The sequence below is a fragment of the Micromonospora sp. NPDC005205 genome, from assembly GCF_040608275.1.
Taxonomy (GTDB): Bacteria; Actinomycetota; Actinomycetes; order Mycobacteriales; family Micromonosporaceae; genus Micromonospora.
Genome location: NZ_JBEXHV010000003.1, coordinates 445,680 through 469,870 on the forward strand (window position 1 = coordinate 445,680; position 24,191 = coordinate 469,870).

The window sequence follows — 24,191 nt, forward strand, 5'->3', positions numbered from 1 at the left end:
CTCACTCGCCCCGGCTGGCCCGGAGGAGGACCGCCGCGGCATCGGTGTTGCGGTAGCGCACGTGCCGGCCCTCGCGGGACCGGGACACCAGGCCGGCGCCGTGCAACGCGGCCAGGTGTTGGGAGACGTTTCCGGCGGACATCCCGGTGAGTCGGGCCAGGTCGCTGGTGGTCAGCGCCGTCTCGAGCAGGTACAGCAGCGTGGTCCGGCCCGGCCCGATCACCCGTGCCAGCGGGTCGCCGGGCGGCGACGCGGTCGCCTCCCAGAGCGTCCCGACGGCACGGACCGGGTACGCGCCGGCCGGCAGCGAATCCTCGAGCAGGTTCCACAGCACGTGCTGCTCGGTGAACACCGTCGGGATCAGCGCCAGCCCACGACCGCGGAGGTCGAAGTCCCGCTCGAACGTGTCGTCGCTGATCACCCGGTCGCCGTGCCAGCGCAGGCTCGGGTGGAGGTGCTCGAAGAACCGGCCGGCCCCGCTCTCGGCGAGCTGGGCGGCCCGATACGCCACATCGGCGTCGAGCAGCGCCCGCATCCGCGGCCAGTCCGGGGCGATCGCCTCGTCGTACCAGACCCGCACCGCGTCGACGACCTGCGGCAGCAGCCCGCCGGGGTCGGCGAGCAGCGCCCGCCCGAACGGGCTCAGCGGCTTCTGCCAGGTCGTCGCCAGCAGGTCCTGGACCACCACGGCCGGCGGTGTCGCGGCGATCTGGTCGAGCTGCTCGGCCATCTCCACGTTCGGTCGGGCCGCCGGGGTGAGGAAGTCGGGCAGCCAGCGACCCGGCACGACCAACCCCACCAGAGGCCGGACCCGGTCGGCCACCTCGGGACGATGCAACGTCACCCGGGCCCGGTCGATCCAGGGCAGGTGCACCGCGTAGCGGACCGGGTTGGCCAGCGCCCACATGCTCATGACCGTCTCGTTGACCGGTGACACGGCGAGCCGCACTCCCGCCACGTCGGCCAGGCTGAACCGCAACTCGGACACACGCCCCCCAGGAGCAGGATTCGGTCCAGCCTAAAAGATTCGACCGAGGTCATGGGGACCCGCTTCACTCCTCGAACATGGGGACCAGAGAAACCATCCGTACCGCCGTTCGAGATGTCGTACCGCCGGCCGGGCTGACCCGCGCCCTGGCCGTGCAGGCCATGGTCTACGCCGTCGGCAGCGGCCTGTTCCACGCCGGTAGCGCCGTCTTCTTCACCCGGGCGCTCGGGCTCAGCGCCGCCCAGGTGGGGTTGGGGCTCTCAATCGCGGCGGGGGTGACGTTGCTGGGCACGGTGTCGCTGGGTGGGCTCACCGACCGGTACGGACCGCAGCGGGTCTGGGTGGTGGGGCTGGTGCTGAACGCGGCGCTGTTCGCGACCTACCCCTTCGTGGGTGGCTTCGCGGGGTTCCTCGCCGTGGTGGTGGCGCTGGCCGCCGTGGACGCCGCCGTCGGCGTGGCCCGGCAGGTCTACTCGATCAACGCGCTCGCGCCGGCCGAACGGGTCACGGCGATGGCGTACCAGCGCTCGTCGCTGAACGTCGGCTTCGGGCTCGGCGCGGTGATCAGCGGCCTGGTGCTGGCGGTGGACACGATCGAGGCGTACCGGGGGATGGTCTGGTTCATCTCGACGGTCTTCCTGGTGACGGCCCTCTTCGTGCGCCGACTGCCTCGGCTGCCGCAGGTGCGCAGGCCGGTGGAGCCGATGAGTCGGCTCGCCGTGCTGCGGGACCGCCCGTTCATGACGGTGTCCCTGCTCTCCGGGCTGCTCACCGCACACCAGGCGCTCTACCTGACGGTCATGCCGCTCTGGATCCTCACCCACACCGACGCCCCGAAGACGGTCATCGCCGCTCTGGTGCTGCTCAACACGGTCCTGATCGTGCTGCTCCAGGTACGTGTGAGCCGGGGCGCGGACACCGCCACGGACGCGGCGCGGGCCTCCCGTCGGGGTGGACTGCTGATCGCCCTGTTCTGTCTGGTCCTGCCGATTTCCGGGTTCACCCGGGGCTGGCTCACCATCGTGGTGCTGGTGACCGCGGCGACGGTACTCATCCTGGCCGAGCTGATCGAGTCGGCCGGCACCTGGGGGCTCACCGCCACCCTGCCACCGGCCAACCAGCGCGGCGCGTACGTGGGGGCGCTCGAACTCGGCGTGCAGGTGCAGTACCTGATCGCGCCGGCCGGACTGACCGTGCTCGGCGTGACCACCGGCGGGTGGGGTTGGTTACCGACGGCAGCGATCTTCGTGCTGGTCGGGCTGGCGATCGTGCCTGCGGTGGCCTGGGCCGGACGCACGCCGCGGCTGGGTGCCGAGGCCGCGGCGCCGGCCATGACCCCGGTCCCATAGTCCGGACCTGTCTTTCCACCCACCGTTCCATCACGTAGGGTGACTTGGTCATGTGGCAGGCGCTGCTCCTCCTTAGCCGCCGCGACGAGGCCTGACCGGCCGGCACCTCGTCGCGGAGTTGCATCGCGCCGTCCAGCACATCCGATTTTCTTCTCGGCACCGCCGCGCACCGTCGCCCGGCATCTCGCCGACACCTTCCGATCTGCTGACGCCACATGTTCCAGGGAGCACTCCGAGATGGCTCAACCTGTCACCGACGCTGAAACCGATCCGATCGCCCGGCAACGCCCGAGCCGGATGCCGTACCACCGCTACCAGCCGTACGGGGAGCAGTTCCGGGTCGAACTCCCGGACCGCACCTGGCCCACCCGCACCGTCGAGGCCGCCCCCCGCTGGTGCGCCGTGGATCTCCGCGACGGCAACCAGGCACTGATCGACCCGATGTCGCCCGAGCGCAAGCGCCGGATGTTCCAGCTGCTGGTCCAGATGGGCTACAAGGAGATCGAGGTCGGTTTCCCGTCGGCCAGCCAGACCGACTTCGACTTCGTCCGGCAGCTCATCGAAGACGAGATGATCCCGGACGACGTCACCATCCAGGTGCTCACGCAGTGCCGGGAGCACCTGATCGACCGGACGTTCGAGTCGCTGCGCGGCGCGAAGCGGGCCATCGTGCACTTCTACAACTCGACCTCCACCCTCCAGCGGCGGGTGGTCTTCGGCCTGGACAGGGACGGCATCGCCGACATCGCCACCACCGGGGCGCGGCTCTGCCAGAAGTACGCCGAGATCCACACCCCGGACACGGAGATCTTCTACGAGTACTCGCCGGAGTCGTACACGGGCACCGAGCTGGAGTACGCGCTGGAGGTCTGCTCCCGGGTGATCGACGTGATCGACCCGACCCCGGACCGGCCGCTGATCATCAACCTGCCGGCCACCGTCGAGATGGCCACCCCCAACGTGTACGCCGACTCGATCGAGTGGATGCACAGGCACCTGCCGCGCCGGGACAGCGTGGTGTTGAGCCTGCACCCGCACAACGACCGGGGCACCGGTGTGGCCGCCGCCGAGCTGGGCCTGCTCGCCGGCGCGGACCGCATCGAGGGCTGCCTGTTCGGCAACGGTGAGCGCACCGGCAACGTCGACCTGGTGACCCTGGGGCTCAACATCTTCTCCCAGGGCATCGACCCGATGATCGACTTCTCGAACATCGACGAGGTCCGGCGGGCGGTTGAATACTGCAACCAACTGCCGGTGCACGAGCGCCACCCGTACGCGGGCGACCTGGTCTACACCGCCTTCTCCGGTTCCCACCAGGACGCGATCAAGAAGGGCTTCGACGCCCTCGCCGCCGACGCGAAGGCGGCCGGCGTGCCGGTGGACGAGCACACCTGGGCGGTGCCGTACCTGCCGATCGACCCGAAGGACCTGGGCCGCACCTACGAGGCGGTCATCCGGGTCAACTCGCAGTCCGGCAAGGGCGGCGTCGCGTACATCATGAAGAGCGAGCACCAACTGGACCTGCCGCGCCGGCTCCAGATCGAGTTCTCCGGGGTGGTGCAGCAGGTCACCGACCACGACGGCGGCGAGGTCGACCCGGCCGCCATGTGGGAGATCTTCGCGACGCACTACCTGCTCGACCACCAGCCCGACCCGGCGGTCCGGCTAGCCGGCTACACGATCGGCACGGTGGACGGCAAGGTCGAGATCGAGGCCCAGGTCGGTGTGGGCGGCGAGCAGCGCTCGCTCGCCGCTGTCGGCAACGGCCCGATCGACGCGTACGTCAACGCGCTCCAGTCGGTCGGGGTGGGCGTACGGGTGCTCGACTACCACGAGCACGCGCTCTCCTCCGGTGGTGACGCGCAGGCCGCCGCGTACGTGGAGTGTGAGGTGGACGGCAGGACGGTCTGGGGTGTCGGCACCGACGCCAACATCGTCACCGCGTCGATCAAGGCGGTCACCAGCGCCGTCAACCGCGCCCGCCGCTGACCTAGGCGCGCGACACCCCCGAAGTGGTTTTCTACTTCGGGGGTGTCGCGGCGGGCATTGAGTGGCAGGGCTGGGACGGCGGGGCTTTCCGGGGCGGTCGGTGGACCAGCACGAGGGCCAGCAGCGCGCCGGCCACGAGCAGCCCCGCACACCACTCCATCGCGCCCCGGAACGCGTCGGTCAGCTCGGCCTTCTGCTCGTACCCGCCGCCGGAGAGCCCGACCAGCAGCGGCAGCGCCGCCACCGCGAGCAGGCCGCCGGCGCGGGATGCGGCGTTGTTGAACCCGCTGGCCACCCCGGAGAACCGGTCCTGCACGGCGGCCAGCACCGACGCGGTGAGCGGTGCCACCACCAGGGTCAGCCCGATGCCGAAGAGCAGCACCCCGGGCAGCACGTCCCGCCAGTACGACGCGCCCGGTCCGACGCCGCGCAGCAGCAGCAGGCCGACCGCGGCGACCACCGGTCCGATGGCCAGCGGCAGTCGTGGGCCGATCCGGGCGGACAGCGCACCGGCGCGCGCGGAGCCGACCAGCAGCAGCAGGGTCATCGGCAGCAACGCGATGCCGGTGCGGAAGGCCGACCAGCCGACCACGTTCTGGAGGTAGACGGCGAAGAAGAAGGTGAAGCCGCCGAGCGCCGCGTAGACGACAACGGTGAAGATGTTCAGCACCGAGAAGAGTCGGCTGCTGAACAGGCCGGTGGGCAGCATCGCGGTGTCGCCACGCCGCCGTTCCAGCAGGACGAAGGCCACTGCGGAGAGCACCCCGACCAGGGCGGCGATCAGCACCTCGGCGGAGTCGAACCCGCGGGCCGGCGCGTCGATCAGGGCGTAGGTGACGCCGGCGAGCGCGAGCGCTCCGAGCAGGGCTCCGGCGACGTCGAACCGTCGTCGGGTCCGACCCCGTTCCTCCGTGCGGGAGGCACTCTCGTCCCGGCTCTCCGGCACCCAGCGCAGGGCGGCCAGTAGCACGAGCACGGCGATCGGCAGGTTGAGGAAGAAGATCCAGCGCCAGGAGAGCGCGTCGATCAGCCAGCCCCCGATGAACGGCCCCAGCGCGGTGGAGACCCCGGACAGTCCGGCCCAGGCACCGATCGCCCGACCCCGGTCATCGGGATGGAAGCTCGCCTGGAGCACCGACAGCGACCCGGGCGTGAGCAGCGCGCCACCGGCGCCCTGGAGGAACCGGGCGGCGATCAGCATGCCGGTGTCCTGGGCAAGCCCACAGAGCACGGAGGCGGCGGTGAACCAGACCACGCCGATGAGGAATATGCGTCGCCGGCCGAAGCGGTCGCCCAGCGCGCCGCCGAGCAGCACGAACGCCGCCAGCATCAGCAGGTAGCCGTTGATGGTCCACTGGAGATCGGCCACGTTCGCGCCGAGGTCCTGCCCAAGTTTCGGCAGCGCCACGTTGACGACGGTGCTGTCGAGGAAGACCATTCCAGAGGCGAGTACGGCGGCGAGCAGCGTGCCCCTGCCGGCGGTGGTGCCCATCCGGAGGGCGGTCGCCGGTACGGGTGCGGTCATCCCACCAATCTGCCTTGCATCATGTGGGAGACGCCACGAAACGCCGAAACCGTGCCCGGGTACTGTGCGCAATCGCCGGGAGCCCCCAAGCTGGAGAGGTGTCGTCTGTGCGTACCAGATCAGGACCGCGAGCGGCGGTGGCCGTGCTCACCGCGGCGCTGGCGCTCGGCGTGGCCGGTTGCGTCCCGCAGGATGAACCGACCACACCGCCGTCGAGCGACGGCGGCAACGCCGCTGAGCAGCTGAGTCAGCTGACCGTCGCTACCGCCGGCTCGATGAAGGGCTACAGCCGGGAGCGTTTCCCGCATTGGCGGGACACCGGCAAGAACTGCGATATCCGGGACAGCATCCTCCAGCGCGACGGCAAGGACGTGAAGCTCTCCGGCTGCAACGTGGTCGGTGGGCGCTGGGAGAGCGTGTACGACGGTCGCAGCTTCTCGGATCCCTCCGACGTGGACATCGACCACATGGTGCCGTTGGCCAACGCGTGGCGCTCGGGTGCCGACGAGTGGGACAACGCGAAGCGCGGCGATTTCGCCAACGACACCACCCGTCCGCAGCTTTTCGCGGTTTCCGCCTCGTCCAACCGGGCAAAGGGTGACCAGGACCCGTCGCAGTGGAAACCGGCAAACCGGTCTTACTGGTGCAAATACGCCCAGGACTGGGTGACGGTCAAGCACTACTGGAAGCTGACGGTGACCAGCGCCGAGAAGGCCGCCCTGACCGACATGTTGGAGGGCTGTTGAGTGGGGAGCGATTCGTGACCGCCGCCGAGGAGAGCGGCCCGTCCGCCGCCGGCATGACCGCGGACGGCGCCGCCGAGACTCCCGCCGCCGTGCCGGGTGCCGGCATGGTCGCGGATTCGAGCGGGGCGGCCGGCCCGCAGAGCCGCACCACCGACATCGTGCCCGGCCCCGGCGGCGTGATGACCGACGAGGTCGGCGTCGTCACCGGGGACCTGACGCTGCGCACCGAGTACGCGGACGGCAAGGTCACAGTGCGGGTGCAGTACAAGGACGCGGACGAGTGGTACGCGGTGACCGGCACGTCGGTCACGCTTGCCGACCCGGCTGGGCTGGACGCGGTGCACGGCGTCGCGGTGGGGCTGCTGAACCGCCCCGAGGGCTGACGAACGCCGGCACCGCGTCCAGTCTCAGACGTACGAGCCGGGCTCGGTGGGCGCGGAGACCACGCTCGGCGCGTCCCCCTCGCCCTCGGGCCTGACGATCTGCGCGCTGACCCCGTGCGGGCGCAGTTCGCCGCTGGCGATCTGCTCCGCGAAGTGGCAGGCCACCCGGCTGGCGCCGATGTCCCGCAGCACCGGTCGCTCGTCGGCGCAGCGGGTGGGCTGCGCCCACGGGCAGCGGGTGTGGAAGCGGCAGCCGGTCGGCGGGTTGGCCGGCGACGGCAGGTCACCGGCGAGCAGGATCCGCTCCCGGCGGTCCTCCACGTCCGGGTCCGGCACCGGCACCGCCGACATCAGCGCCCGGGTGTACGGGTGCAGCGGCTCGGTGTAGAGCCGGTCGCTCGGCGCCTCCTCCACCAGCGCGCCCAGATACATCACGCCGACCGTGTCGGAGATGTGCCGGACCACAGCGAGGTCGTGCGCGATCACCAGGTAGGTCAGCCCCAGGCTGTCCTGGAGCTCGTCCAGCAGGTTGACCACCTGGGCCTGGATCGACACGTCGAGCGCCGAGACCGGCTCGTCGGCGACGATCAGCTCCGGCCCGAGCACCAGCGCGCGGGCGATGCCGATGCGCTGCCGCTGCCCGCCGGAGAACTCGTGCGGGTAGCGGGAGAGCGCCCAGCGCGGCAGCCCGACCGCGTCCAGAGTCTCGCCGATGATCCGTCGACGGTCGGTGCGGTCGGTGCCGATTCCGTGGGTCTGGAGGCCCTCGGTCAGGATCGACTCGACGTTCTGCCGGGGGTCGAGACTGGACATCGGGTCCTGGAAGATCATCTGCATCCGACGACGCATGCTGCGCAGCTTGCCGGACGGCAGCGTCGTCAGCTCGACGCCGTCGAAGCTGACCTCACCGGCGGTCGGCGGGGTGAGCTGGAGCAGCGCCCTGCCCAACGTGGACTTGCCGCAGCCGGACTCACCCACCAGGCCGTACGTCTTGCCGCGCGCGATGCTCAGGTCGACCCCGTCGACGGCCTTCACCTGGCCGACCACCCGGTCGAAGAGCACCCCCCGCTTGATCGGGAAGTGCACCTTCAGGTCGCGCACCTCGACGAGGATGTCGTTCTCACTCACGCCAGCACTCCGCTTCGCTCCGCGCCGGCGTGAGACGCCACGCTGCTGTGCCTGATGGTTCGCTCGCTACGCTCGCTCACGCTTCCTCCTCGCGCGGGGCGGGCACCAGGCCCGGCAGCGGCTCCGGGTTGACGCACCGGTAGCTCCGTCCGTCGTGCGCGTGCACCAGCTCCGGCGGCTCACCCACACACTCGTCGATCCGGCGGGCGCAGCGCGGGGCGAAGGCGCATCCGTCCGGCCACGGCAGCAGGTCGCGGACCGAACCGGGAATCGGGTTGAGCTTCTCGCCCCGCCCGGCGTCCAGGCGCGGCACCGAGCCGAGCAGACCCACTGTGTACGGGTGGCGCGGCTGGCGGAACAGCGGACGACGGCGGGCCGTCTCCACCACCCGGCCGCCGTAGAGCACGTTGACGGTGTCGACCATGCCGGCCACCACACCGAGATCGTGCGTGATCATCAACAGTGCGGTGCCGGAGTCCCGGACCAGCTCCTTGAGCAGCTCCAGGATCTGTGCCTGGATGGTGACGTCCAGCGCGGTGGTCGGCTCGTCGGCGATCAGCAGCCGAGGCTGGCAGGCCACCGCCATCGCGATGAGCGCACGCTGGCGCATTCCACCGGAGAGCTGGTGCGGATACTCCTTGAGCCGCCGCTTCGGGTCGGGGATGCCGACCCGGTCCAGCAGCGCCGCCGCCTCCTTCGCCGCGGTCTCGCCCTTCATCCCCCGATGCCGGGTGAGCACCTCGGTCACCTGCAACCCGATCGGGATCACCGGGTTCAGGGAGGAGAGCGGGTCCTGGAAGATCATCGCGATGTCCCGACCCCGGATGTCCCGCCGCGACCGGTCGTCGAGCTGGAGCAGGTCCGTGCCGTCGAAGACGGCCTTGCCGCCGACCCGCAGGCCGGGCTGCTTGGGCAACAGGCCCATGATCGCGAGCGAGGTGACGCTCTTGCCGCAGCCGGACTCGCCGACCAGGCCGACCACCTCACCGGCGTCGACCGAGAAGGACACCCCGTCGACCGCGTGCACGGCCCGCTGGCCGCGCCGGGCGAACGTGACGGAGAGATCTTCAACTTCGAGCAGTGCCATTGCGGGCCTACTTCCGCAGCTTCGGGTCGAGGGCCTCGCGCATCGCCTCACCCAGCAGGGTGAAGCCGAGCGCGGTGATGATGATCGCGACGGCCGGGTAGATCGCCAGTGACGGCCGGATGCCGAGGTACTGCTGCGCGTCGGCGAGCATGACACCCCATTCCGGTACGGCGGTGTCCGGGTTGCCGAGGCCGAGGAAGGAGAGCGCCGCGGCCTCGATGATCGCGGTGGCCAGGGTCAGCGTGGCCTGCACGATCACCGGGGCGAGCGAGTTCGGCACCACGTGGGTCAGCGCGATCTTCGACTTCTTGACACCGAGCGAGGTGGCCGCCAGCACGTAGTCGCTGTTGGCCTGGGAGATCATCGAGCCGCGCAGCAGCCGGGCGAACACCGGCACCGAGACCACGCCGACCGCGATCATCACAGTGGTCAGGCTGGCCCCTAGCAGGGCGGCGATGCTCACCGCCAGCAGCAGGCTCGGCATCGCCAGCAGCATGTCGATGAACCGCATCAGGGTCGTGTCGATCCACCGCCCCCACCGGCCACCGAGGCCGGCCGCGGCACCGGAGACGCCACCGATCAGCGCGCCGATCGCCAGACCGATCAGGGTGGAGACCACACCGACCAGCAGGGTCTGGCGGGCACCCACGATCATCCGGCTGAACTCGTCACGGCCCTGGTGGTCGTAGCCGAACCAGTGGTCGCCGTTCGGGCCGGGAATGACACCCGGCTTGATCAGCCCTTCCCGGATGCCGATCGTGTCCGTCGCCGCGTACGGCACGAGGAACGGTCCGATGACCGCGACCAGCACGAAGAGCGCCAGGATGACGGCACCGACGATCGCGGCCGGGTTGCCGCGCAGCCGGCGGAACGCCTCCTGCCAGAGGCTGACGCCCCGCTCGTCGTCACGGGCGGCCAACTCGGAGAGCCGGTCGATTTTTTCGCGCTTCTTGCCCGGGCTGAGTGTCATCGCACCCTCACCCTCGGGTCGATGAAGCTGTAGGAGAGATCGACCAGGAGGTTCACCAGCACGTACACCACCGCGATGATCAGGATGAAGCCCATCAGCACCGGATAGTCGCGTTGGCCGATGGCCTCGGCGACGAACGCTCCGATGCCACTGAAGGCGAAGACGGTCTCGGTCAGCACGGCGCCGGAGAGCAGACCGCCCGCGAGCAGACCGATCGAGGTGGCCACCGGCAGCATGGCGTTGCGCAGGACGTGCCGGCGACGAACCGTCTGCTCGGTCAGGCCCTTCGCCTCGGCGGTGCGCACGAAGTCCTCGTTCAGCACCTCCAGCACGCTCGCCCGGGTGATCCGGACGATGATCGCCAACGGGATGCTGGCCAGCGCGATGGCCGGCAGCACCAGATGCCAGAGCGCGTCGGCGGCGGCGTCCCACTCGCGGGTCATCAGGCCATCGAGGACGAAGAAGTTGGTGACCCGGGTCGCCTCGAGCGTCGGGTCCTGCCGGCCGCTGGACGGGAACCAGTGCAGATTCTCCGAGAAGATCGCCTTGAGCACGTAGCCCAGGAAGAAGACCGGGATGCAGATGCCGATCAGCGAACCGCCCACTGACGCGTGGTCCAGGAAACGGCCGCGACGGCGGGCGGCCAGGTAGCCCAGCGGGATGCCGATGCCGATCGCGATGATCATCGCGGTGATGGTCAGCTCGACGGTGCCGGGGAAGCGCTCGATGAACTCCGTGGTGACCGCCCGCTTGGTGGAGGTCGAGGTGCCCAGGTCGAGCTTGATCATGCGCCGGACGAACCGGCCGTACTGGACCAGGATGGGCTCGTCGAGCCCCATGTTGCGGCGGATGGCGGCACGCATCTCGGGCGTGCCGCGCTCGCCGAGGATGGCGGTCTCGGGGCCGCCGGGGAGCCGGCGGAGCCAGATGAAGAGCAGGATGGAGAGCCCGAACAGCGTGGGTATCAGCTGAAGCAGGCGCCTGACGATGAACCGGAACACGGCGGCCTCGAAGGGGTGCGGAGGGTTGCGGGCGAGCGCTGTGCGACAGCGCCCGCCCGCGTTCCTTGCGTCAGATCAGGACTTACTTGAACTCGGCGGTGGCGAAGCGCTCGTCGGTGAGCGGGCTCGCCTTGACGCCGGTCACGTCCTTGCCGAACACGATCGCCGGCGGCGAGTGCGAGATCGGCACACCCGGCAGGAACTCCATCACGGACTTGTTCAGGGCCTTGTACTTCTCGGTCCGGGCCGCGATGTCGGCGGTGGTGTCCGCGTCCTTGAACTGGTCGAACAGGGCCTTGTTGTTGAAGCCCCACTCGTCCTTCGGCCGGTCGAAGAAGGTGCCGATGAAGTTGTAGGCGTCGCCGTAGTCGCCGGTCCAGCCCAGGAAGTGGATGTCGTGCTTGCTACCCGAGGTGGTGGCGTTCAGGTAGTCCGGGCTCCACTTCAGCGGGATCGCCTCGACGGTGATCCCAACGGCCTTCAGGTCCGCCGACAGCAACTCGAAGATGTCCTTCGGGTTCGGCATGTACGGCCGGGTGACCTCGGTCGGGTAGTGGAACTTCAGCGTCAGGTTCGACGCGCCCGCCTCGGCCAGCAGCGCCTTCGCCTTGGCCGGGTCGTAGGTGTACTTCGGAACGTCGCCGTTCCAGCCCTCGACGGTGTCCGGCATGAAGTTGTCGGCGACCTTGGCGCCCGGCGGCAGCTTGGAGGTGACCAGCTGCTGACGGTTCAGGGCGTACGCGATGGCCTGCCGGACGCGGACGTCGGCGAGCTTCGGGTTGCCCTTCTGGTTCATCGCCAGGTAGAGCACGTTGAACGCCGGGCGCGTGAGCATGTTGAAGCCCTCGCTCTTCAGCGGCTCGACGTCGGCCGGGCCGACCAGGTCGTAGCCCTGGATGTCGCCGGAGCGCAGCGCCTGCTTGCGGGCGTTCTCGTCCGAGATCGTCTTGAAGATGAGGGTCTTCAGCTTGGCCTTGGCGCCCGAGTAGTCCTCGTTGCGCTCCAGGGTCAGCGTCTTGTTGGCGACGTCCCAGGCCTTGAACTTGAACGGGCCGGTGCCGGTCGGGTGCGCCGTCGCGTACGCCGGGTACTTGATGTCCTCGGCGGTGCCCGCGACGTTGCTCGCGTCGAACTCCTGCAGCGCCTTCGGGCTGTGGATGGAGAACGAGGGGAGCATCAGCGCGGCCGGGATCTTGCTGGAGACCCGGGTGAAGGCCAGGTCCACGGTGGTGGCGTCCTTGGCGGCGCAGGACTTGAAGAGGCTCGGCGGGAGCTCCGCGTCCTCGTTCTTGGCGAAGCCACCCATGACGTCCTGCCAGTACGCGGTCACGTCCGGGCTCTGCATGAGGCCCTTGGCGTTGTACCAGCGGTTGAAGTTGACGCAGACGGCCTCGGCGTTGAAGTCGGTGCCGTCGTGGAACTTCACGCCCGAGCGGAGCTTGAAGGTCCAGGTGGTGCCGGCGGCGTCCGGGGTCCAGGACTCGGCCAGGCCGGGGGTGACCTTCGTGCCACCCTCCTCCGGTCGGACCAGGGTCTCGAAGACCTGACGCGCCACACGCAGCGACTCACCGTCGCTGGCGAAGCTCGGGTCGAGCACCTTCGGGTCTCCGGCGACGCCGAAGATGAGGGTGTCCTTCTTACTACCGCCGGATTTGTCGTCGTCGCGGTTGCTCTCGGCGCAGCCTGCTACCGCGAGGGCCGCGACCGCGATGGCCGCGATCGCGACCTTCGGCCTGGGTGCACGCATGTGTGCTTCACCTCGTCCTTGGGGGTACGGACAACGTGGTGACAGGGGTCACCGATGGCGGTGACCATAGCTCCCGATGCGTCCACCCGGAAACCGCTGAGTGGACGGTTGGTATCGGATCGTGCCTCAACCGCCGCTTGACATTCGATTCTTAGGTAAACAGCGGCAAAAACCGATCAATCAGCACCCGCGATGCCAAACTGTTACGTCGAACAGCCCCGATGAGGGCACAGGTGTCAGATCATTTCCGGGCAGAGACGCAGCGGTGGCCGGCACCCGAACGGGGTGCCGGCCACCGGCCGTACGTCAGGCGATCAGACCGCGCGGCGCCCCTCGAAGGCCCGGCCGAGGGTGATCTCGTCGGCGTACTCCAGATCGCCGCCGACTGGCAGCCCGCTGGCCAGCCGGGTCACCGAGATGCCCATCGGCTTCACCATCAACGCCAGGTAGGTGGCTGTCGCCTCGCCCTCGGTGTTCGGATCCGTGGCCAGGATCAACTCCCGCACCCCGCCGCCACCGAGCCGGATCATCAACTCCCGGATGCGCAGGTTGTCCGGGCCGATCCCCTCCAGCGGATTGATCGCGCCACCCAGCACGTGGTAGCGACCGCGGAACTCACCCGTCCGCTCGACGGCCACCACGTCCTTGGGCTCCTCCACCACGCACAGCACCTCGTCGGTGCGGCGCGGGTCGCGGCAGATCCGGCACTGCTCGGACTCGGCCACGTTGTAGCAGGTAGTGCAGAACCGCACCAGCTCCTTGACCTTGCGCAGCGCGCCGGCCAGCCGGTTGACGTCGGCCGGATCCGCCGAGAGGACGTAGAACGCGATCCGCTGAGCGCTCTTCGGACCCACGCCCGGCAGCCGACCCAGCTCGTCGATCAGATCCTGGATGGCACCTTCGTACATCTGCCGGCTCAGAAACCGGGCAGGCCGAGGCCGCCCATGCCGCCGGCGACCGGGCCCATCTTGCGCTCGGTCAGCTCCCGGGCCGCCTCGGCGGCGTTGTGCACGGCCGCGACGACCAGATCCTCCAGCGTCTCCACGTCGTCCGGGTCGACGGCCTTCGGGTCGATCTTGATGGCCTTGAGTTCACCGGAGCCGGAGACCGTCGCGGTGACCAGCCCGCCGCCGGCGGTGCCGGTCAGCTCGGCCTCGGCCAGCTCGGCCTGGGCGGCGGCGATCTGCTGCTGCATCTTCTGCGCCTGCTTCAGCATCTGCTGCATGTTCGGCTGTCCACCTGGGCGCACGGGATGGCTCCTTCTCGCACTCGTCTGCTCGACCGCCGCTCAGCCTATCCGCTGGGACCGACCTCGCCCCGCCCGGTGCGTCCGCCCACGCCGTGGCCTCGGGTACGGCTACCCCTACCCCGAACCGGCCATCTGCTGGTAGTGCGCCCATACCCGTCGCACTGGTCTGCTCAAGGCATGAACCTCAACCGCACCGGCCGGGTCGGCGCACTGTGCTGGCTCGCGGCCTCGCCCGTCTTCCTCGTCGCCAGCCTGATCACCGGTCTGCGGTGGCGCGAGCCCACCTACAGTTGGGCCACCCACAACATCAGCGACCTCGGCAACGCCCACTGCGGCGTCTGGGACACCACCCGCCCCCGCTACGTCTGCTCACCGTGGCACCCGTTGATGAACACCGCGACACTGGCCACCGCCGTCCTGCTCGCCGGCGGGCTCCTGCTGACCTGGCGGGTTCTCGGCCGCGGCCCGGTGGTGCGCACTGCCCAGACACTCCTACTGCTGGCCACCGGCGGATACGCCCTCGTGGCCCTCTACCCGGCCGACATTGACGAGAACCTGCACGTCCTCGGCGCAGTCCTGATCATGGGGATGGGCAACGTCGGCCTACTCCTCGCCGGCCTCGCACCACGCAGCACGACGCTCGGCAGGTGGCGCCGACTCACCCTCACCGCCGGGCTCATCGCGCTGGCCGGAACGACACTGTTCGCCGCCCAACAGGGCCTGGGGCTCGGGGTGGGCGGCATGGAACGAGTAGCGGTGCTCCCGTTCCCCCTCTGGGCCTGCGCCCTGGGAGTCCTCCTAGCCGAAACCCCCCAACCGCGCACCCCCGTCGGCGTCGATCATGGAGTTATGGTGCCCAAGAAGAGCACTGATGGGCGATTTGCCACCCACCACAACTCCATGATCGACGGCGTTAGCGGGCGTCGATCTCGTTGATCTTTTCGGCGCCGAAGGTCTCTCTGAGGAGGCGTACCGCCTGCTCCTCGCTGGACTCCCGGGCCGTCTTCTCGTCGATGATCTCGTCCAACGGCTCGTCGCCCGGGTCGAACCCCTCAAAGGCCGGGGTCGCCGCCGGTGCCGCGCCGCCAGGCCGGCCGCCGGCCCGCGCCGGGCCGTCGAAGTCCGGGTCGTAGGGCGGCTCGCCGGCCCATTCGGCGTCCGCGACGGGCCGGGCTGCCGCTCCGGTACGCGCACCGCGCCCCGCCGCCGCCGCGCGAGCCGCGGCGATGGCGCTGCTCACCGGCGCACCACCGGCTGCCGCCGGCTGCCGGGCCGCCGGTGTCGGGTTACCCCGCCCACCCGGCTTACCGCCGCCGGCCGCCGCCCCGGGCCCACCCGAACCACCGGGTCCGCCGCCGTTGGTGCCGCCGCCGTTCGGGCCACCGCCGTTCGGGCCACCGCCGTTCGCGCCACCGCCGTTGGTGCCGCTGCCGTTCGGGCCGCTGCCATTCCCGGCGTTCCCGTACCCGGTGCTGCCGTTCGCGCCGGTCGACGCCGGTGCGGAGTGAGGGCTCGACTCGTTTCCAGCGGACGCGCCGCCAGGTCGGGCGGCCTCCGGCCAGTCCTCGTCATCAGTAGCCTCGGCGGCGAGGCCACCGCCGCCTGGGCGCGCCGCCTCCGGCCAGTCGCCGTCGTCGTCCGCCGCCGGGGCGGACGACGCTGCGCCCCGCCCACCAGCACCGTGACCACCAGCACCGTGACCAGTGGAACCCGCACCGACACCGGCACGCGAGGCCGAGCCGGCAGCGCCGCTCGGGTTCGCGGCGGTCGGCGAGGCGTTCGTCGGACCGGCGGCGGTCGGGGCGTTGGATGGCCCACTTCCAGGCCCGGCGGAGTTCGCACCTGGCGCTGCGTTCGAGCCTGACCCAGCGGTCGAGCCAGGCGCGGCGGTCGAGCCAGGCGCAGCGTTCGAGCCAGGCGCGGCGTTCGAGCCTGACCCAGCGGTCGAGCCAGGCGCGGCGTTCGAGCCCGGCGCAGCGCTGAAGCCCGGCGCAGCGCTGAAGCCCGGCGCCGCGCTGAAGCCCGGTGCCGCGCTCGAACTTGGCGCAGCGGTCGAGCCAGATGTGTTCGACCCTGACGCGGCATTCGAGCCAGGCGCGGCATTCGAGCCAGGCGCGTCATGCGAACCATGCGCAGTGTTCGAGCCGGGCGCGGGGTTCGAGCCATACGCGGGGTTCGAACCAGGCACGGCGTTCGAACCAGGCGCGGCGTTCAAGCCACGGGCAGCAGGCGAGCCAGGCGCGGCGCTCGAACCAGGCGCGGCATTCGAGCCGGGTGCGGCGGTCGGGCCAGGCGCGGCCGGCGTCGCGCTCGTCGAGCCTGCGGCAGTCGGGTTCGCGGCGGCGGGCGCGTCGGACGGGGCTGGGGGCGCGGCGGGTCGGGGCGGTGCGGTCTGCGGTGCGCGCGACGAGCCGGACAGCGACACGCCACCGCGCTCGCCGGCCACCTCGCACCGGATCTGCCAGCGCCCGCCCAACTCCTCGTAGAGCGCGTCGGTGAGCACCGCCGCGTGGTCGGCCATCATCTTGGCCAGCACTGTGGACTTCACCGTCAGCACCAGCGTGTCGCCGTCGAGTTCGCGGACCACCGCGTCACGCATCAGGGCGGCGATCCGCTTGTTGGTCCGGTTGACCTTGCCGACCACGTCGGGCCAGACGCGGCGGACCGCTACCGCGTCCAGCGCGGCGGCCGGTGCTCCGGGTCGGGGCGGCGCGGGCGTGGCCGGGTCGGGAAGCACCGCCGACGGTGGCACCACGCGACGCGGGGCCGGAGCGGCGGGCGAGACGGGTACGGCCTGGTCAGCGGTTGCCGGACCGGTCGACGCGCCGGGCGAGGCCGGGATCGGCGAGTCGGCCGGCGAGACGTACGAGGCCGGTGCGCCGGAGGTCGGAGCGGGTGCCTCGGTGACCGGAGCAGCCGGGGCGGGAGCGCCCTGGGCCGTGGACGCCGCCGGGTCGACGTCCCACGGCGGTGCCGAGGTGGGGGCGTTCGCGGGTGCCGGGGTGGCGGCAGCCGGGACCGGGGTGGCTGGCTGTGGGCGTACCCCTGGGTGGTTGGTTGGCGCGGAGCCGGCGGCGGCCGACGGCGCGTCGCTGCCGCCCACTGTGAGCCGGCGTTCCATCCGTTCCAGGCGCTGGAGCAGGCCGCCGGTGGAGTCGTCCGCGCCGGGCAGCAGCATCCGGGCGCAGATCAGCTCCAGCAGCAGGCGGGGCGCTGTGGTGCCGCGCATCTCGACCAGGCCGTTGTGCACGATGTCGGCGCAGCGGGAGAGCGTTGCCGAGCCGAGCTGCGAGGCCTGGGCTGCCATCCGCTCGATCTGGTCGGCCGGGCCGTCGATCAGACCCTTCGCGGCGGCGTCCGGCACCTGCTGGATCACGATCAGGTCGCGCAGCCGTTCCAGCAGGTCGGAGGCGAACCGGCGCATGTCGTGCCCGGCCTCGGCGACCCGGTCGACGGTGGCGTACGCGGCCGCGCCGTCACCGGCGGCCAGCGCGTCGCACATCTCGTCGATCAGCGCCGAGTCGGTGACCCCGAGCAGCGCGACGGCCCGGGCGTAGCTGACTCCCTCCGCGCCGGCGCCGGCGATGAGCTGGTCGAGCACGGAGAGGCTGTCCCGCATGCTGCCGCCACCGGCGCGGACCACCAGCGGAAAGACCGCCGGCTCGACGGCGACGCCCTCGGCCTGGGTGAGCTGTTCCAGGTACGGGCGGACCACCTTCGGCGGAAACAGCCGGAACGGGTAGTGGTGGGTCCGCGACCGGATCGTGCCGAGGACCTTCTCCGGCTCGGTGGTGGCGAAGATGAACTTGACGTACTCCGGGGGCTCCTCGACCAGTTTGAGCAGGGCGTTGAAGCCCTGGGTCGAGACCATGTGCGCCTCGTCGATGATGTAGATCTTGAAGCGGCTGCTGGCCGGCGCGAAGAAGGCGCGCTCGCGCAGCTCGCGGGCGTCGTCGACACCGCCGTGGCTGGCCGCGTCGATCTCGATCACGTCGATCGAGCCGGCGCCGTCGGCCGCCAGCGAGCGGCAGGAGTCACACTTGCCGCACGGCTCGGGCGTGGGGCCCTGCTCACAGTTGAGCGAGCGGGCCATGATCCGGGCGCTGGTGGTCTTGCCGCAGCCACGGGGGCCGGAGAAGAGGTAGGCGTGGTTGAGCCGTCCGCTGCGCAGCGCCTGCGACAGCGGCTCGGTCACGTGCTCCTGACCGATGACCTCAGCGAAGGTACGCGGCCGGTACTTGCGGTAGAGCGCCAGCGTCACTCGTCCCGCCTCCTCTCGACCGAGCCATTCTGCGCCGGTCGGGCGCGGGTGACCACCCACCACCCCGGGCGCCTGGGCCTTGAACCTTGATCGACCGGGCCACCAGGGCTTGATCGACTCGGCTTCCTGGAAACCGCGGTGTCCGCATGGCCGGGACACCGCGACATCAGGGATGCCGAGTGGATCAACCGGCCCACAGACAAAAAGGCCTCCCGTGCACCCGGCAGAGCTCGCTTATCCTTGCTGCCTTCCGGCCCTGGGGAGGTTCACGAGATACCGCCGCACGGGAGGTGACGCCCAGCCTACCCGACCGCCCGTCGATCTTCAGGGGGTGGTGGGGTGGCCCGCCCGACACGGGCCTGTATCCTGGCTCGCGGAGGATTCGCCTAGAGGCCTAGGGCGCACGCTTGGAAAGCGTGTTGGGTTTACACCCTCACGAGTTCGAATCTCGTATCCTCCGCCAGCGCCGTCAGGCACAACGCTCGGACCGGTCCCCCAGGGGCCGGTCCGAGTCGTTTTTGGTGGGTCTCGTCTCAACGTGGGAGCCGAGCATCCGGACCGACGGCCGGCTCGGTGGTCGGGCACTGCGGCAGGGGCCTGATCACCTGGGCACCGCTTGCCCCAGTGTCTGAGCGGCGTTGCGCAACTGCACATCCAACTGATTGCGTACCGCAGTCAACTGCTGCTGATTCTGCTCGATCAGCTTCTGGGCATAAGCGCTTTCCACTGAGAACCAGACCGAGACCAGCTTGACCTTCTCCTTACATGCGACGTCGGCGACCGCCTGCTGGATCTCCTTCGCCGAGGCCGCGCCGTCGAGTGAGAAGCCCGCAGCGGCATCGACCGGGTCCTTGATGTTGTAACCCTTCTCGCTCATGCATGCCGACCACTTCGTCACGACATCCCTTACGCGCGAGTCCGCGCGCGACTGGTCGTAGGCGGAAACCGCGAGAATCTGGGGAAAGTTGATGTTGACGCTGGGGTCGACGGCGAGTTTGCGTCCCGTCTCGCCGTAACAGCCGCCGGCCGGTACTTCCTCGCCACCATAGGTTGCCTTGGTGGATTGGGTGGCGTCTGGCTGCGGCTTTGGCCCGCCTGCGCTGCCGGTGAGGACCAGCGTCTCGCTGGACGTCCTCTTCGATGAACCAGCCGATTTGGCAGGTGGAGCGAGGTTCTGGCCGGGGGTCAGGTGATAGCCGTACTCTGCGGCGTCCTTGGCGTCGCTGACCGGCCCGTAACGACGGGTCATCTGCTCGGGGCGGCCGGACTGCTGGGGCGAGTCGGATTGATTCAACGTGAAGGTGGTGAACCCGAAGCGCCGCATACATGCGGTGGTCAGTTCGTCGTGGGCGCGGCTCAGCATCAACTCCTGTGCGTTTGTGGTCTGGTATGCCTCGAGCGGCAGCACAAGCCCCTTGGGAGAACTCGCGGAAGCCGTGCCGGTGACCGGAGGAGGAGAGGCCACCAAACCGGAGTTGCCCTTGTCGGGGTCGCCTCCTGCGCTGCATCCGGCAACGATCAGCGCGGAGGCCGTCACGGCCGTGATCGCTACGGCTCGTAAATCTGTCATCTGTCGTCTCCTCCAGGGACGGTCTGGTGGTGCGAGCCATTCTCGGCTCACACCACCAGCCGGGTGGTTGTCCTTAGATCAGCAGGAGTAGTTCCGCTGAGAACGGTTGTCGTTGTTCACGACACCCAGTGTGGTGCTGCTGAAGCCGGACTGGCCGTATCTCGCCAGGTACAGTGCCGGCGTGCCGTAGTTCTGGTTGAAGTACACGGCGACGCAGTTGTACTCGTCGGCGTTGTAACCCGACCCGGCGTTGTTCCACAACCGCTGGCCCGAACCACTGCCCCCGCCTCGGAAGTAGACGGCAGGCGACGCCAGGTCGGGCACGTTGTAGTCCCAGACTCCGGTCTGGGCGCCGCTGTAGTTGGAGGCGAAGTAGTAGCACATGTCGCCCCAGGTACAGGGGGAGTGCGTGGTGGTGGCCTGGGCCGGAGCGGCGGCCACCAGGACGGCGCTCCCCCCTAACAAAACCGCCGCTAGCAGTTGCGCCGCCCGCCTTGGTAGGCTCGTTCCTGTCCTCATCCTGACTCCATTCAAGGGATACCAACGATGAGGGCATTTTGAGGGGATGGCTCGCAGCGCCGTCCCCTCACCCTCGTGTACGTCGAATCTACAAGCGTCAACACGAGAGAACAATGCATTCACCCAAGCACTGCGGGTTTCGGCAGTCGCGACCCCGAGCAAAGACTCGCACTCGATACATGCCCTGACGGCGGTGCTGGTAATTGGATAAACCATCGGAAGAATGATCTAGGAATGCCGGATGTATAATTCCCGGAAACCGGACGCAGCAGCTCGAACAAGCCTATTTCCGTCTGGTCATCTACGCAGCGCTTCGACCGGTTCGATCCACGCGGCTCGTAACGCGGGATAGACGCCAGCGGCCAGACCGACCAGCGCGCCGATCGCCGGCGCTGCGAACACGGTCCACGGGGGCAGGACCGCCGTCCACTCGTTCGTGATCGCAGTCAGCACCACGGCGGCGACACCGAGGCTCGCACCGATGAGTCCTCCGAGCAGCCCGAGTGCGGTCGATTCGGTGAGGAACTGTGTGCCGATGTGCACCGGCCGGGCACCCAGCGACCGACGCAGGCCGATCTCATTCGTGCGTTCGAGCACGGCTACCAGCGTGGTGTTGGCAATCCCGACTGCACCGATGATCAGAGAGATCGCGGCCAGCAGCAGGAACAGCGCGTTGAGGTCGGAGGTGACGTTGCCGCGCAGTCCCTGAGGGTCAGGTGGTGCGATCACCTTGAACCGACCGGGAGCGTCCGGCCGCAGCGCCAGCGCCGCCTGCGACGCGATCAACTGCGCCGCACCGATGCGCGTCTCGATGATCATTTCCGCGCGCTGGTCGACGGGTGGACCATAGGCGGCGAGCGCGGTCGTGGCTGGTAACACGACAGCGAGCAGGGCCTCTGGAGCACGGCGCACGTTCTCGATGATCCCGATCACCGTGTAGGGGTCTCCATTGATGAAGACGGCCGGGTGCCCGTCCAACCGGGTCACGCCGAGCCTTGCCGCTGCGGCCGACCCGAGCACCGCGACCCGTTCGGCTCGCGACGTGTGGAACGCGTCGTACAGACGACCCGTCCTCATCGTCGGATGCATCGCCGCCAACGCCTCCGGGGACGCCGCGACCAGGCCGAGCCCACCAGCGGCGGTGCTGTCTCCGCCAGGAGCGTTACTCAAGATCGGGTTACGCAACGGAAGCGTCCAGCGCACCCCCGCGTGCACGACGCCGTTGAGTCGCTGAACCCGGTCGGCGGCGTCGGGGGTGAAGGACAAGCTGGGGTCGTTGGTGTCGCCCGTGCCGACGTCCTGCACCATCACCTCAGTCGCGGCCAGCACTGTGAACCGCTTGTCGATCTGCCCGCCCGCGGTAGCGGTGAGGCCGAGGATCGCCACGAAGGCACCGATACCCAGGATGGTCCCCAACATCGTGAGCACCGAACGCCCGGGACGTTGCAGCAGACCGGCAAGCGCCTCGTTGGCGAGATCACGCCACGACATCCGGGAGCGGGGCAGGTCACTCATACAGGTGCCCATCACGGATGGTGACTGTGCGCTGGCCGCGGATGGCCACGTTCGGATCGTGGGTGATCACGATCAGCGTCATGCCGTCGCTATGAAGGTTGTCAAGAAGCTCGAGCACGGCGTGTGCCGTGGTCGTGTCGAGATTGCCGGTCGGCTCATCACACAGCAGCAGGCTCGGCCGGTGAACGAGGGCGCGTGCGATGGCGACGCGCTGGCGCTCGCCACCCGACATGGTGGCAGGTAGGGCATCCGCACGGTGAGCGAGTCCGACGCGCTCGAGCGCTGCACGGGCAGCCGCCAGTCGAACCGCCCGCGGGACCCCACTGTAGAGCTGGGCGAGGGCGACATTCTCTGTCGCGGTCCGGAACGCAAGCAGATGAAACGACTGGAAGACGAACCCGATCCGGGCACCACGCAACGCCGTACGCTCGCGCTCGCGCAACCCGCCAACGTCGATGTCGTCCAGCTCGAACACGCCCTCGGTCGGTCGGTCCAACAGACCCGCCACGTTGAGGAAAGTCGACTTGCCGGAGCCGGATGGCCCGACCACTGTCACATACTGCCCCTGCTCGACAGTGAGATCCACAGGATGCAGGGCTGCCACCGGGGGTGGACCGGGGTAGGTCAGCCCCACCCCGCGCATCGCGATCACCGCACTCATTGCTGGTCACTGACTACGACCTGCGCACCCTCTGCCAGGGTCCCAGAGATGGGTGTCACCTCGACGAAGCCGTCGCCGGACACCCCGGCGCGCACCTCGACACGCGTGACAGAGCCCTCGGGATCCACCACTGAGACGGTCGTCCTGCCATCCGCACCGGCCGACACTCCGGAGAGCGGGACCACGAGCACCTCGGTGTCGGTCCGCGCCGCGGTGATCGTGACCCGAACGTCGAGACCAGCCCATTCTGCCGGCAGTGTGTCGTCTGGGGTGATGCTGAGCGGCACGTATGGCGTACCGGTGGTGGCCGGATCATCGGTGCCGCTCTCCGTCTGGCCGGAGTCGGTCGTCACCTCTCCGATGCTTGCCACAGCTCCGGCCGCATTCTTACCGAGAGTCTCGGCACCCAATTGCACCGGCATGCCCGGCCTGAGGAGACCTGCCTGGTCCTGACGGAGCTTGACCTGCACCGCGAGCCGACCAGCCGACAGGGTGACGAGCGGTGCCACCACCGCGTCGCCGACCTTCGCGGAGAACGCGGTGACCCGCGCTGGCAGACTGGGCACGAAGACGAACTCCGACAGCGGCAGCATCGTGCCAGTGGATGCGACCAGATCGCTGCGCGCTTGCTTTGCGTCCGCCAGAGCTCTTTTCAGGTCCCTCAACTGTCGAGCAAGAGGTTTTTCCGCCGCTCCGACCCTTTCATTGGCGTTGATGCGCCGCTGCACGGCGTCGACCGCCTCCTGGGCAGCGGTGACCGCTTCGGCGGCTGACTTCAAGGCAGCTTTGTCTCCCTTGCCACCGGGCCCGCCGGTGTCGGCTGCGTCATAGCCGACCTTTCCGTAGAGCTTGCGCACTGCGGCTTTGGTTTTCGGTCCGAAGTAACCGGCCTTGTCGCCGCGTGTCGAATAGCCCAGTGACGCCAGCGCTGCCTGCAACTGCTTGACGTCGGTGCCCTCGCTGGCCGGCTTCAGATCGCGATATCCGGGCAGCGCACCCGGCAACACGATCAGCGGTCGAGCCGAGACCGCCACCAGCACGGCACCGCTCTCGACCTCGTCGCCGACCTTGACGCGGACTGCGGTGACCACCTGGGCACCGGCATCCTCCACGACGGGAGTCACCTCGATATTGGTGCCCGCGGCCACCATCCCGCGAGTAACCAGGGTCGACTCCAGCACGCGCTTGGTGACCTCCGCCGTTATCAGGGACGCTTGCGGCGGCCCCGACTCGGCGAGCTGCTGTTGCGGTGACTTGATGAAGAACGATGCGACCATGCCGCCGGTCGCGAGCAGGGCGCAGGCAATGGCCACGACGAGGGCGATGTGTTGACGTCTGACGAGTGGTGCCACCGACGCAGTCGACTCCTTCACCACCTCAGGCTCCTGTTGCATCGCCTGCATTCAATCCTCCTCCGTTCCGCAGCACTGTAGGCGAATCGACCGCGCCGGGCTGACCCTCAGTTCGACCTCGCGATCGACGGCGGGAGGGTTGAGGAATTTT

Annotated in this window: 20 protein-coding genes, 1 tRNA gene and 1 other RNA gene; 6 read left to right on the forward strand and 16 right to left on the reverse strand. The window is 69.4% G+C overall.

Annotation, left to right across the window (positions count from 1 at the left end):
• Position 1: 1 nt before the first annotated feature.
• Positions 2-988, reverse strand: coding sequence for a DUF5937 family protein (locus tag ABZU43_RS09455; protein ID WP_355006022.1), 987 nt, complete (start codon positions 986-988; stop codon positions 2-4).
• Between the two features lie 77 nt (positions 989-1,065).
• Here ABZU43_RS09455 and ABZU43_RS09460 point away from each other — a divergent pair, with 77 nt between their 5' ends.
• On the forward strand, positions 1,066-2,337 hold the full coding sequence (locus ABZU43_RS09460) for an MFS transporter (protein WP_355006023.1): 1,272 nt from the start codon (positions 1,066-1,068) through the stop codon (positions 2,335-2,337).
• Between the two features lie 237 nt (positions 2,338-2,574).
• Positions 2,575-4,326, forward strand: a complete 1,752-nt coding sequence (leuA, locus tag ABZU43_RS09465; protein ID WP_355006024.1) for a 2-isopropylmalate synthase — start codon at positions 2,575-2,577, stop codon at positions 4,324-4,326.
• A gap of 31 nt (positions 4,327-4,357) precedes the next feature.
• Here leuA and ABZU43_RS09470 read toward each other — a convergent pair whose 3' ends face one another.
• Positions 4,358-5,851: an MFS transporter gene (locus tag ABZU43_RS09470; protein ID WP_355006025.1), complete on the reverse strand. Its 1,494-nt coding sequence runs from the start codon at positions 5,849-5,851 to the stop codon at positions 4,358-4,360.
• 107 nt (positions 5,852-5,958) lie between these two features.
• On the opposite strand from ABZU43_RS09470, the gene ABZU43_RS09475 reads away from it, so the two are divergent.
• Together ABZU43_RS09475 and ABZU43_RS09480 are read left to right on the forward strand one after the other, a co-directional pair.
• On the forward strand, positions 5,959-6,597 hold the full coding sequence (locus tag ABZU43_RS09475) for an HNH endonuclease family protein (RefSeq protein WP_355006026.1): 639 nt from the start codon (positions 5,959-5,961) through the stop codon (positions 6,595-6,597).
• Positions 6,591-6,980, forward strand: a complete 390-nt coding sequence (locus ABZU43_RS09480; protein WP_355006092.1) for a hypothetical protein — start codon at positions 6,591-6,593, stop codon at positions 6,978-6,980. The genes ABZU43_RS09475 and ABZU43_RS09480 overlap by 7 nt, the downstream gene beginning before the upstream one ends.
• 24 nt (positions 6,981-7,004) lie before the next feature.
• On the opposite strand, the gene ABZU43_RS09485 is transcribed toward ABZU43_RS09480, so the two are convergent.
• The 7 genes from ABZU43_RS09485 to ABZU43_RS09515 all read right to left on the reverse strand — a co-directional run bounded on the left by ABZU43_RS09485 (position 7,005) and on the right by ABZU43_RS09515 (position 14,138).
• Positions 7,005-8,108 (reverse strand): oligopeptide/dipeptide ABC transporter ATP-binding protein, encoded by a 1,104-nt coding sequence (locus ABZU43_RS09485; protein ID WP_355006027.1) that lies wholly within the window; start codon positions 8,106-8,108, stop codon positions 7,005-7,007.
• 76 nt (positions 8,109-8,184) lie between these two features.
• Entirely contained in the window at positions 8,185-9,195 is a 1,011-nt protein-coding gene (locus tag ABZU43_RS09490) for an ABC transporter ATP-binding protein (protein WP_355006028.1), read from the reverse strand.
• Positions 9,196-9,202: 7 nt separating this feature from the next.
• Positions 9,203-10,165 carry an ABC transporter permease gene (locus tag ABZU43_RS09495; protein WP_355006029.1) on the reverse strand — a complete coding sequence of 321 codons (963 nt, stop codon included), beginning with the start codon at positions 10,163-10,165 and terminating at the stop codon, positions 9,203-9,205.
• The gene (locus ABZU43_RS09500; RefSeq protein ID WP_355006030.1) at positions 10,162-11,166 is read right to left on the reverse strand and encodes an ABC transporter permease; all 1,005 of its coding nucleotides are present in this window, start codon (positions 11,164-11,166) and stop codon (positions 10,162-10,164) included. Before ABZU43_RS09500 ends, ABZU43_RS09495 begins: the two co-directional genes overlap by 4 nt.
• Positions 11,167-11,248: 82 nt before the next feature.
• On the reverse strand, positions 11,249-12,913 hold the full coding sequence (locus tag ABZU43_RS09505; protein ID WP_355006031.1) for an ABC transporter substrate-binding protein: 1,665 nt from the start codon (positions 12,911-12,913) through the stop codon (positions 11,249-11,251).
• Between the two features lie 314 nt (positions 12,914-13,227).
• The gene (recR, locus tag ABZU43_RS09510; RefSeq protein ID WP_124856597.1) at positions 13,228-13,821 is read right to left on the reverse strand and encodes a recombination mediator RecR; all 594 of its coding nucleotides are present in this window, start codon (positions 13,819-13,821) and stop codon (positions 13,228-13,230) included.
• 8 nt (positions 13,822-13,829) lie between these two features.
• The gene (locus ABZU43_RS09515; protein ID WP_007466279.1) at positions 13,830-14,138 is read right to left on the reverse strand and encodes a YbaB/EbfC family nucleoid-associated protein; all 309 of its coding nucleotides are present in this window, start codon (positions 14,136-14,138) and stop codon (positions 13,830-13,832) included.
• A 201-nt stretch (positions 14,139-14,339) separates the two neighbouring features.
• Here ABZU43_RS09515 and ABZU43_RS09520 point away from each other — a divergent pair, with 201 nt between their 5' ends.
• Complete coding sequence (locus ABZU43_RS09520; protein ID WP_355006032.1) at positions 14,340-15,098, forward strand: DUF998 domain-containing protein; 759 nt, start codon at positions 14,340-14,342, stop codon at positions 15,096-15,098.
• Here the strand turns inward: ABZU43_RS09520 and ABZU43_RS09525 are convergent.
• Both ABZU43_RS09525 and ffs read right to left on the reverse strand, forming a co-directional pair.
• Complete coding sequence (locus ABZU43_RS09525; protein ID WP_355006033.1) at positions 15,076-18,423, reverse strand: DNA polymerase III subunit gamma and tau; 3,348 nt, start codon at positions 18,421-18,423, stop codon at positions 15,076-15,078. The two genes, ABZU43_RS09520 and ABZU43_RS09525, sit on opposite strands and share 23 nt — an antisense overlap.
• Before the next feature lie 203 nt (positions 18,424-18,626).
• Positions 18,627-18,716: signal recognition particle sRNA small type (ffs, locus tag ABZU43_RS09530), an RNA gene on the reverse strand.
• Between the two features lie 82 nt (positions 18,717-18,798).
• On the opposite strand from ffs, the gene ABZU43_RS09535 reads away from it, so the two are divergent.
• Positions 18,799-18,886 (forward strand) — tRNA-Ser (locus tag ABZU43_RS09535).
• Positions 18,887-19,024: 138 nt separating this feature from the next.
• Here ABZU43_RS09535 and ABZU43_RS09540 read toward each other — a convergent pair.
• The 5 genes from ABZU43_RS09540 to ABZU43_RS09560 all read right to left on the reverse strand — a co-directional run bounded on the left by ABZU43_RS09540 (position 19,025) and on the right by ABZU43_RS09560 (position 24,091).
• Complete coding sequence (locus ABZU43_RS09540; protein ID WP_355006034.1) at positions 19,025-19,993, reverse strand: hypothetical protein; 969 nt, start codon at positions 19,991-19,993, stop codon at positions 19,025-19,027.
• Between the two features lie 78 nt (positions 19,994-20,071).
• On the reverse strand, positions 20,072-20,434 hold the full coding sequence (locus ABZU43_RS09545) for a hypothetical protein (protein WP_355006035.1): 363 nt from the start codon (positions 20,432-20,434) through the stop codon (positions 20,072-20,074).
• A 375-nt stretch (positions 20,435-20,809) separates the two neighbouring features.
• Positions 20,810-22,027 (reverse strand): FtsX-like permease family protein, encoded by a 1,218-nt coding sequence (locus tag ABZU43_RS09550; RefSeq protein ID WP_355006036.1) that lies wholly within the window; start codon positions 22,025-22,027, stop codon positions 20,810-20,812.
• Positions 22,020-22,688: an ABC transporter ATP-binding protein gene (locus ABZU43_RS09555; RefSeq protein WP_355006037.1), complete on the reverse strand. Its 669-nt coding sequence runs from the start codon at positions 22,686-22,688 to the stop codon at positions 22,020-22,022. Before ABZU43_RS09555 ends, ABZU43_RS09550 begins: the two co-directional genes overlap by 8 nt.
• The gene (locus tag ABZU43_RS09560) at positions 22,685-24,091 is read right to left on the reverse strand and encodes a peptidoglycan-binding protein (protein WP_355006038.1); all 1,407 of its coding nucleotides are present in this window, start codon (positions 24,089-24,091) and stop codon (positions 22,685-22,687) included. Before ABZU43_RS09560 ends, ABZU43_RS09555 begins: the two co-directional genes overlap by 4 nt.
• Positions 24,092-24,191 lie beyond the last annotated feature (100 nt).

Excerpts from the sequence above, each read along its gene's own strand:
- ABZU43_RS09560 (WP_355006038.1), bottom strand. The coding sequence starts at position 24,091 with ATGCAGGCGATGCAACAGGAGCCTGAGGTGGTGAAGGAGTCGACTGCG.
- ABZU43_RS09495 (WP_355006029.1), bottom strand. The coding sequence starts at position 10,165 with ATGACACTCAGCCCGGGCAAGAAGCGCGAAAAAATCGACCGGCTCTCC.
- ABZU43_RS09540 (WP_355006034.1), bottom strand. The coding sequence starts at position 19,993 with ATGACAGATTTACGAGCCGTAGCGATCACGGCCGTGACGGCCTCCGCG.
- ABZU43_RS09550 (WP_355006036.1), bottom strand. The coding sequence starts at position 22,027 with ATGAGTGACCTGCCCCGCTCCCGGATGTCGTGGCGTGATCTCGCCAAC.
- ABZU43_RS09505 (WP_355006031.1), bottom strand. The coding sequence starts at position 12,913 with ATGCGTGCACCCAGGCCGAAGGTCGCGATCGCGGCCATCGCGGTCGCG.
- ABZU43_RS09555 (WP_355006037.1), bottom strand. The coding sequence starts at position 22,688 with ATGAGTGCGGTGATCGCGATGCGCGGGGTGGGGCTGACCTACCCCGGT.
- ABZU43_RS09515 (WP_007466279.1), bottom strand. The coding sequence starts at position 14,138 with ATGCAGCAGATGCTGAAGCAGGCGCAGAAGATGCAGCAGCAGATCGCC.
- ABZU43_RS09470 (WP_355006025.1), bottom strand. The coding sequence starts at position 5,851 with ATGACCGCACCCGTACCGGCGACCGCCCTCCGGATGGGCACCACCGCC.
- ABZU43_RS09490 (WP_355006028.1), bottom strand. The coding sequence starts at position 9,195 with ATGGCACTGCTCGAAGTTGAAGATCTCTCCGTCACGTTCGCCCGGCGC.
- ABZU43_RS09460 (WP_355006023.1), top strand. The coding sequence starts at position 1,066 with ATGGGGACCAGAGAAACCATCCGTACCGCCGTTCGAGATGTCGTACCG.
- leuA (WP_355006024.1), top strand. The coding sequence starts at position 2,575 with ATGGCTCAACCTGTCACCGACGCTGAAACCGATCCGATCGCCCGGCAA.
- ABZU43_RS09520 (WP_355006032.1), top strand. The coding sequence starts at position 14,340 with ATGAACCTCAACCGCACCGGCCGGGTCGGCGCACTGTGCTGGCTCGCG.
- recR (WP_124856597.1), bottom strand. The coding sequence starts at position 13,821 with ATGTACGAAGGTGCCATCCAGGATCTGATCGACGAGCTGGGTCGGCTG.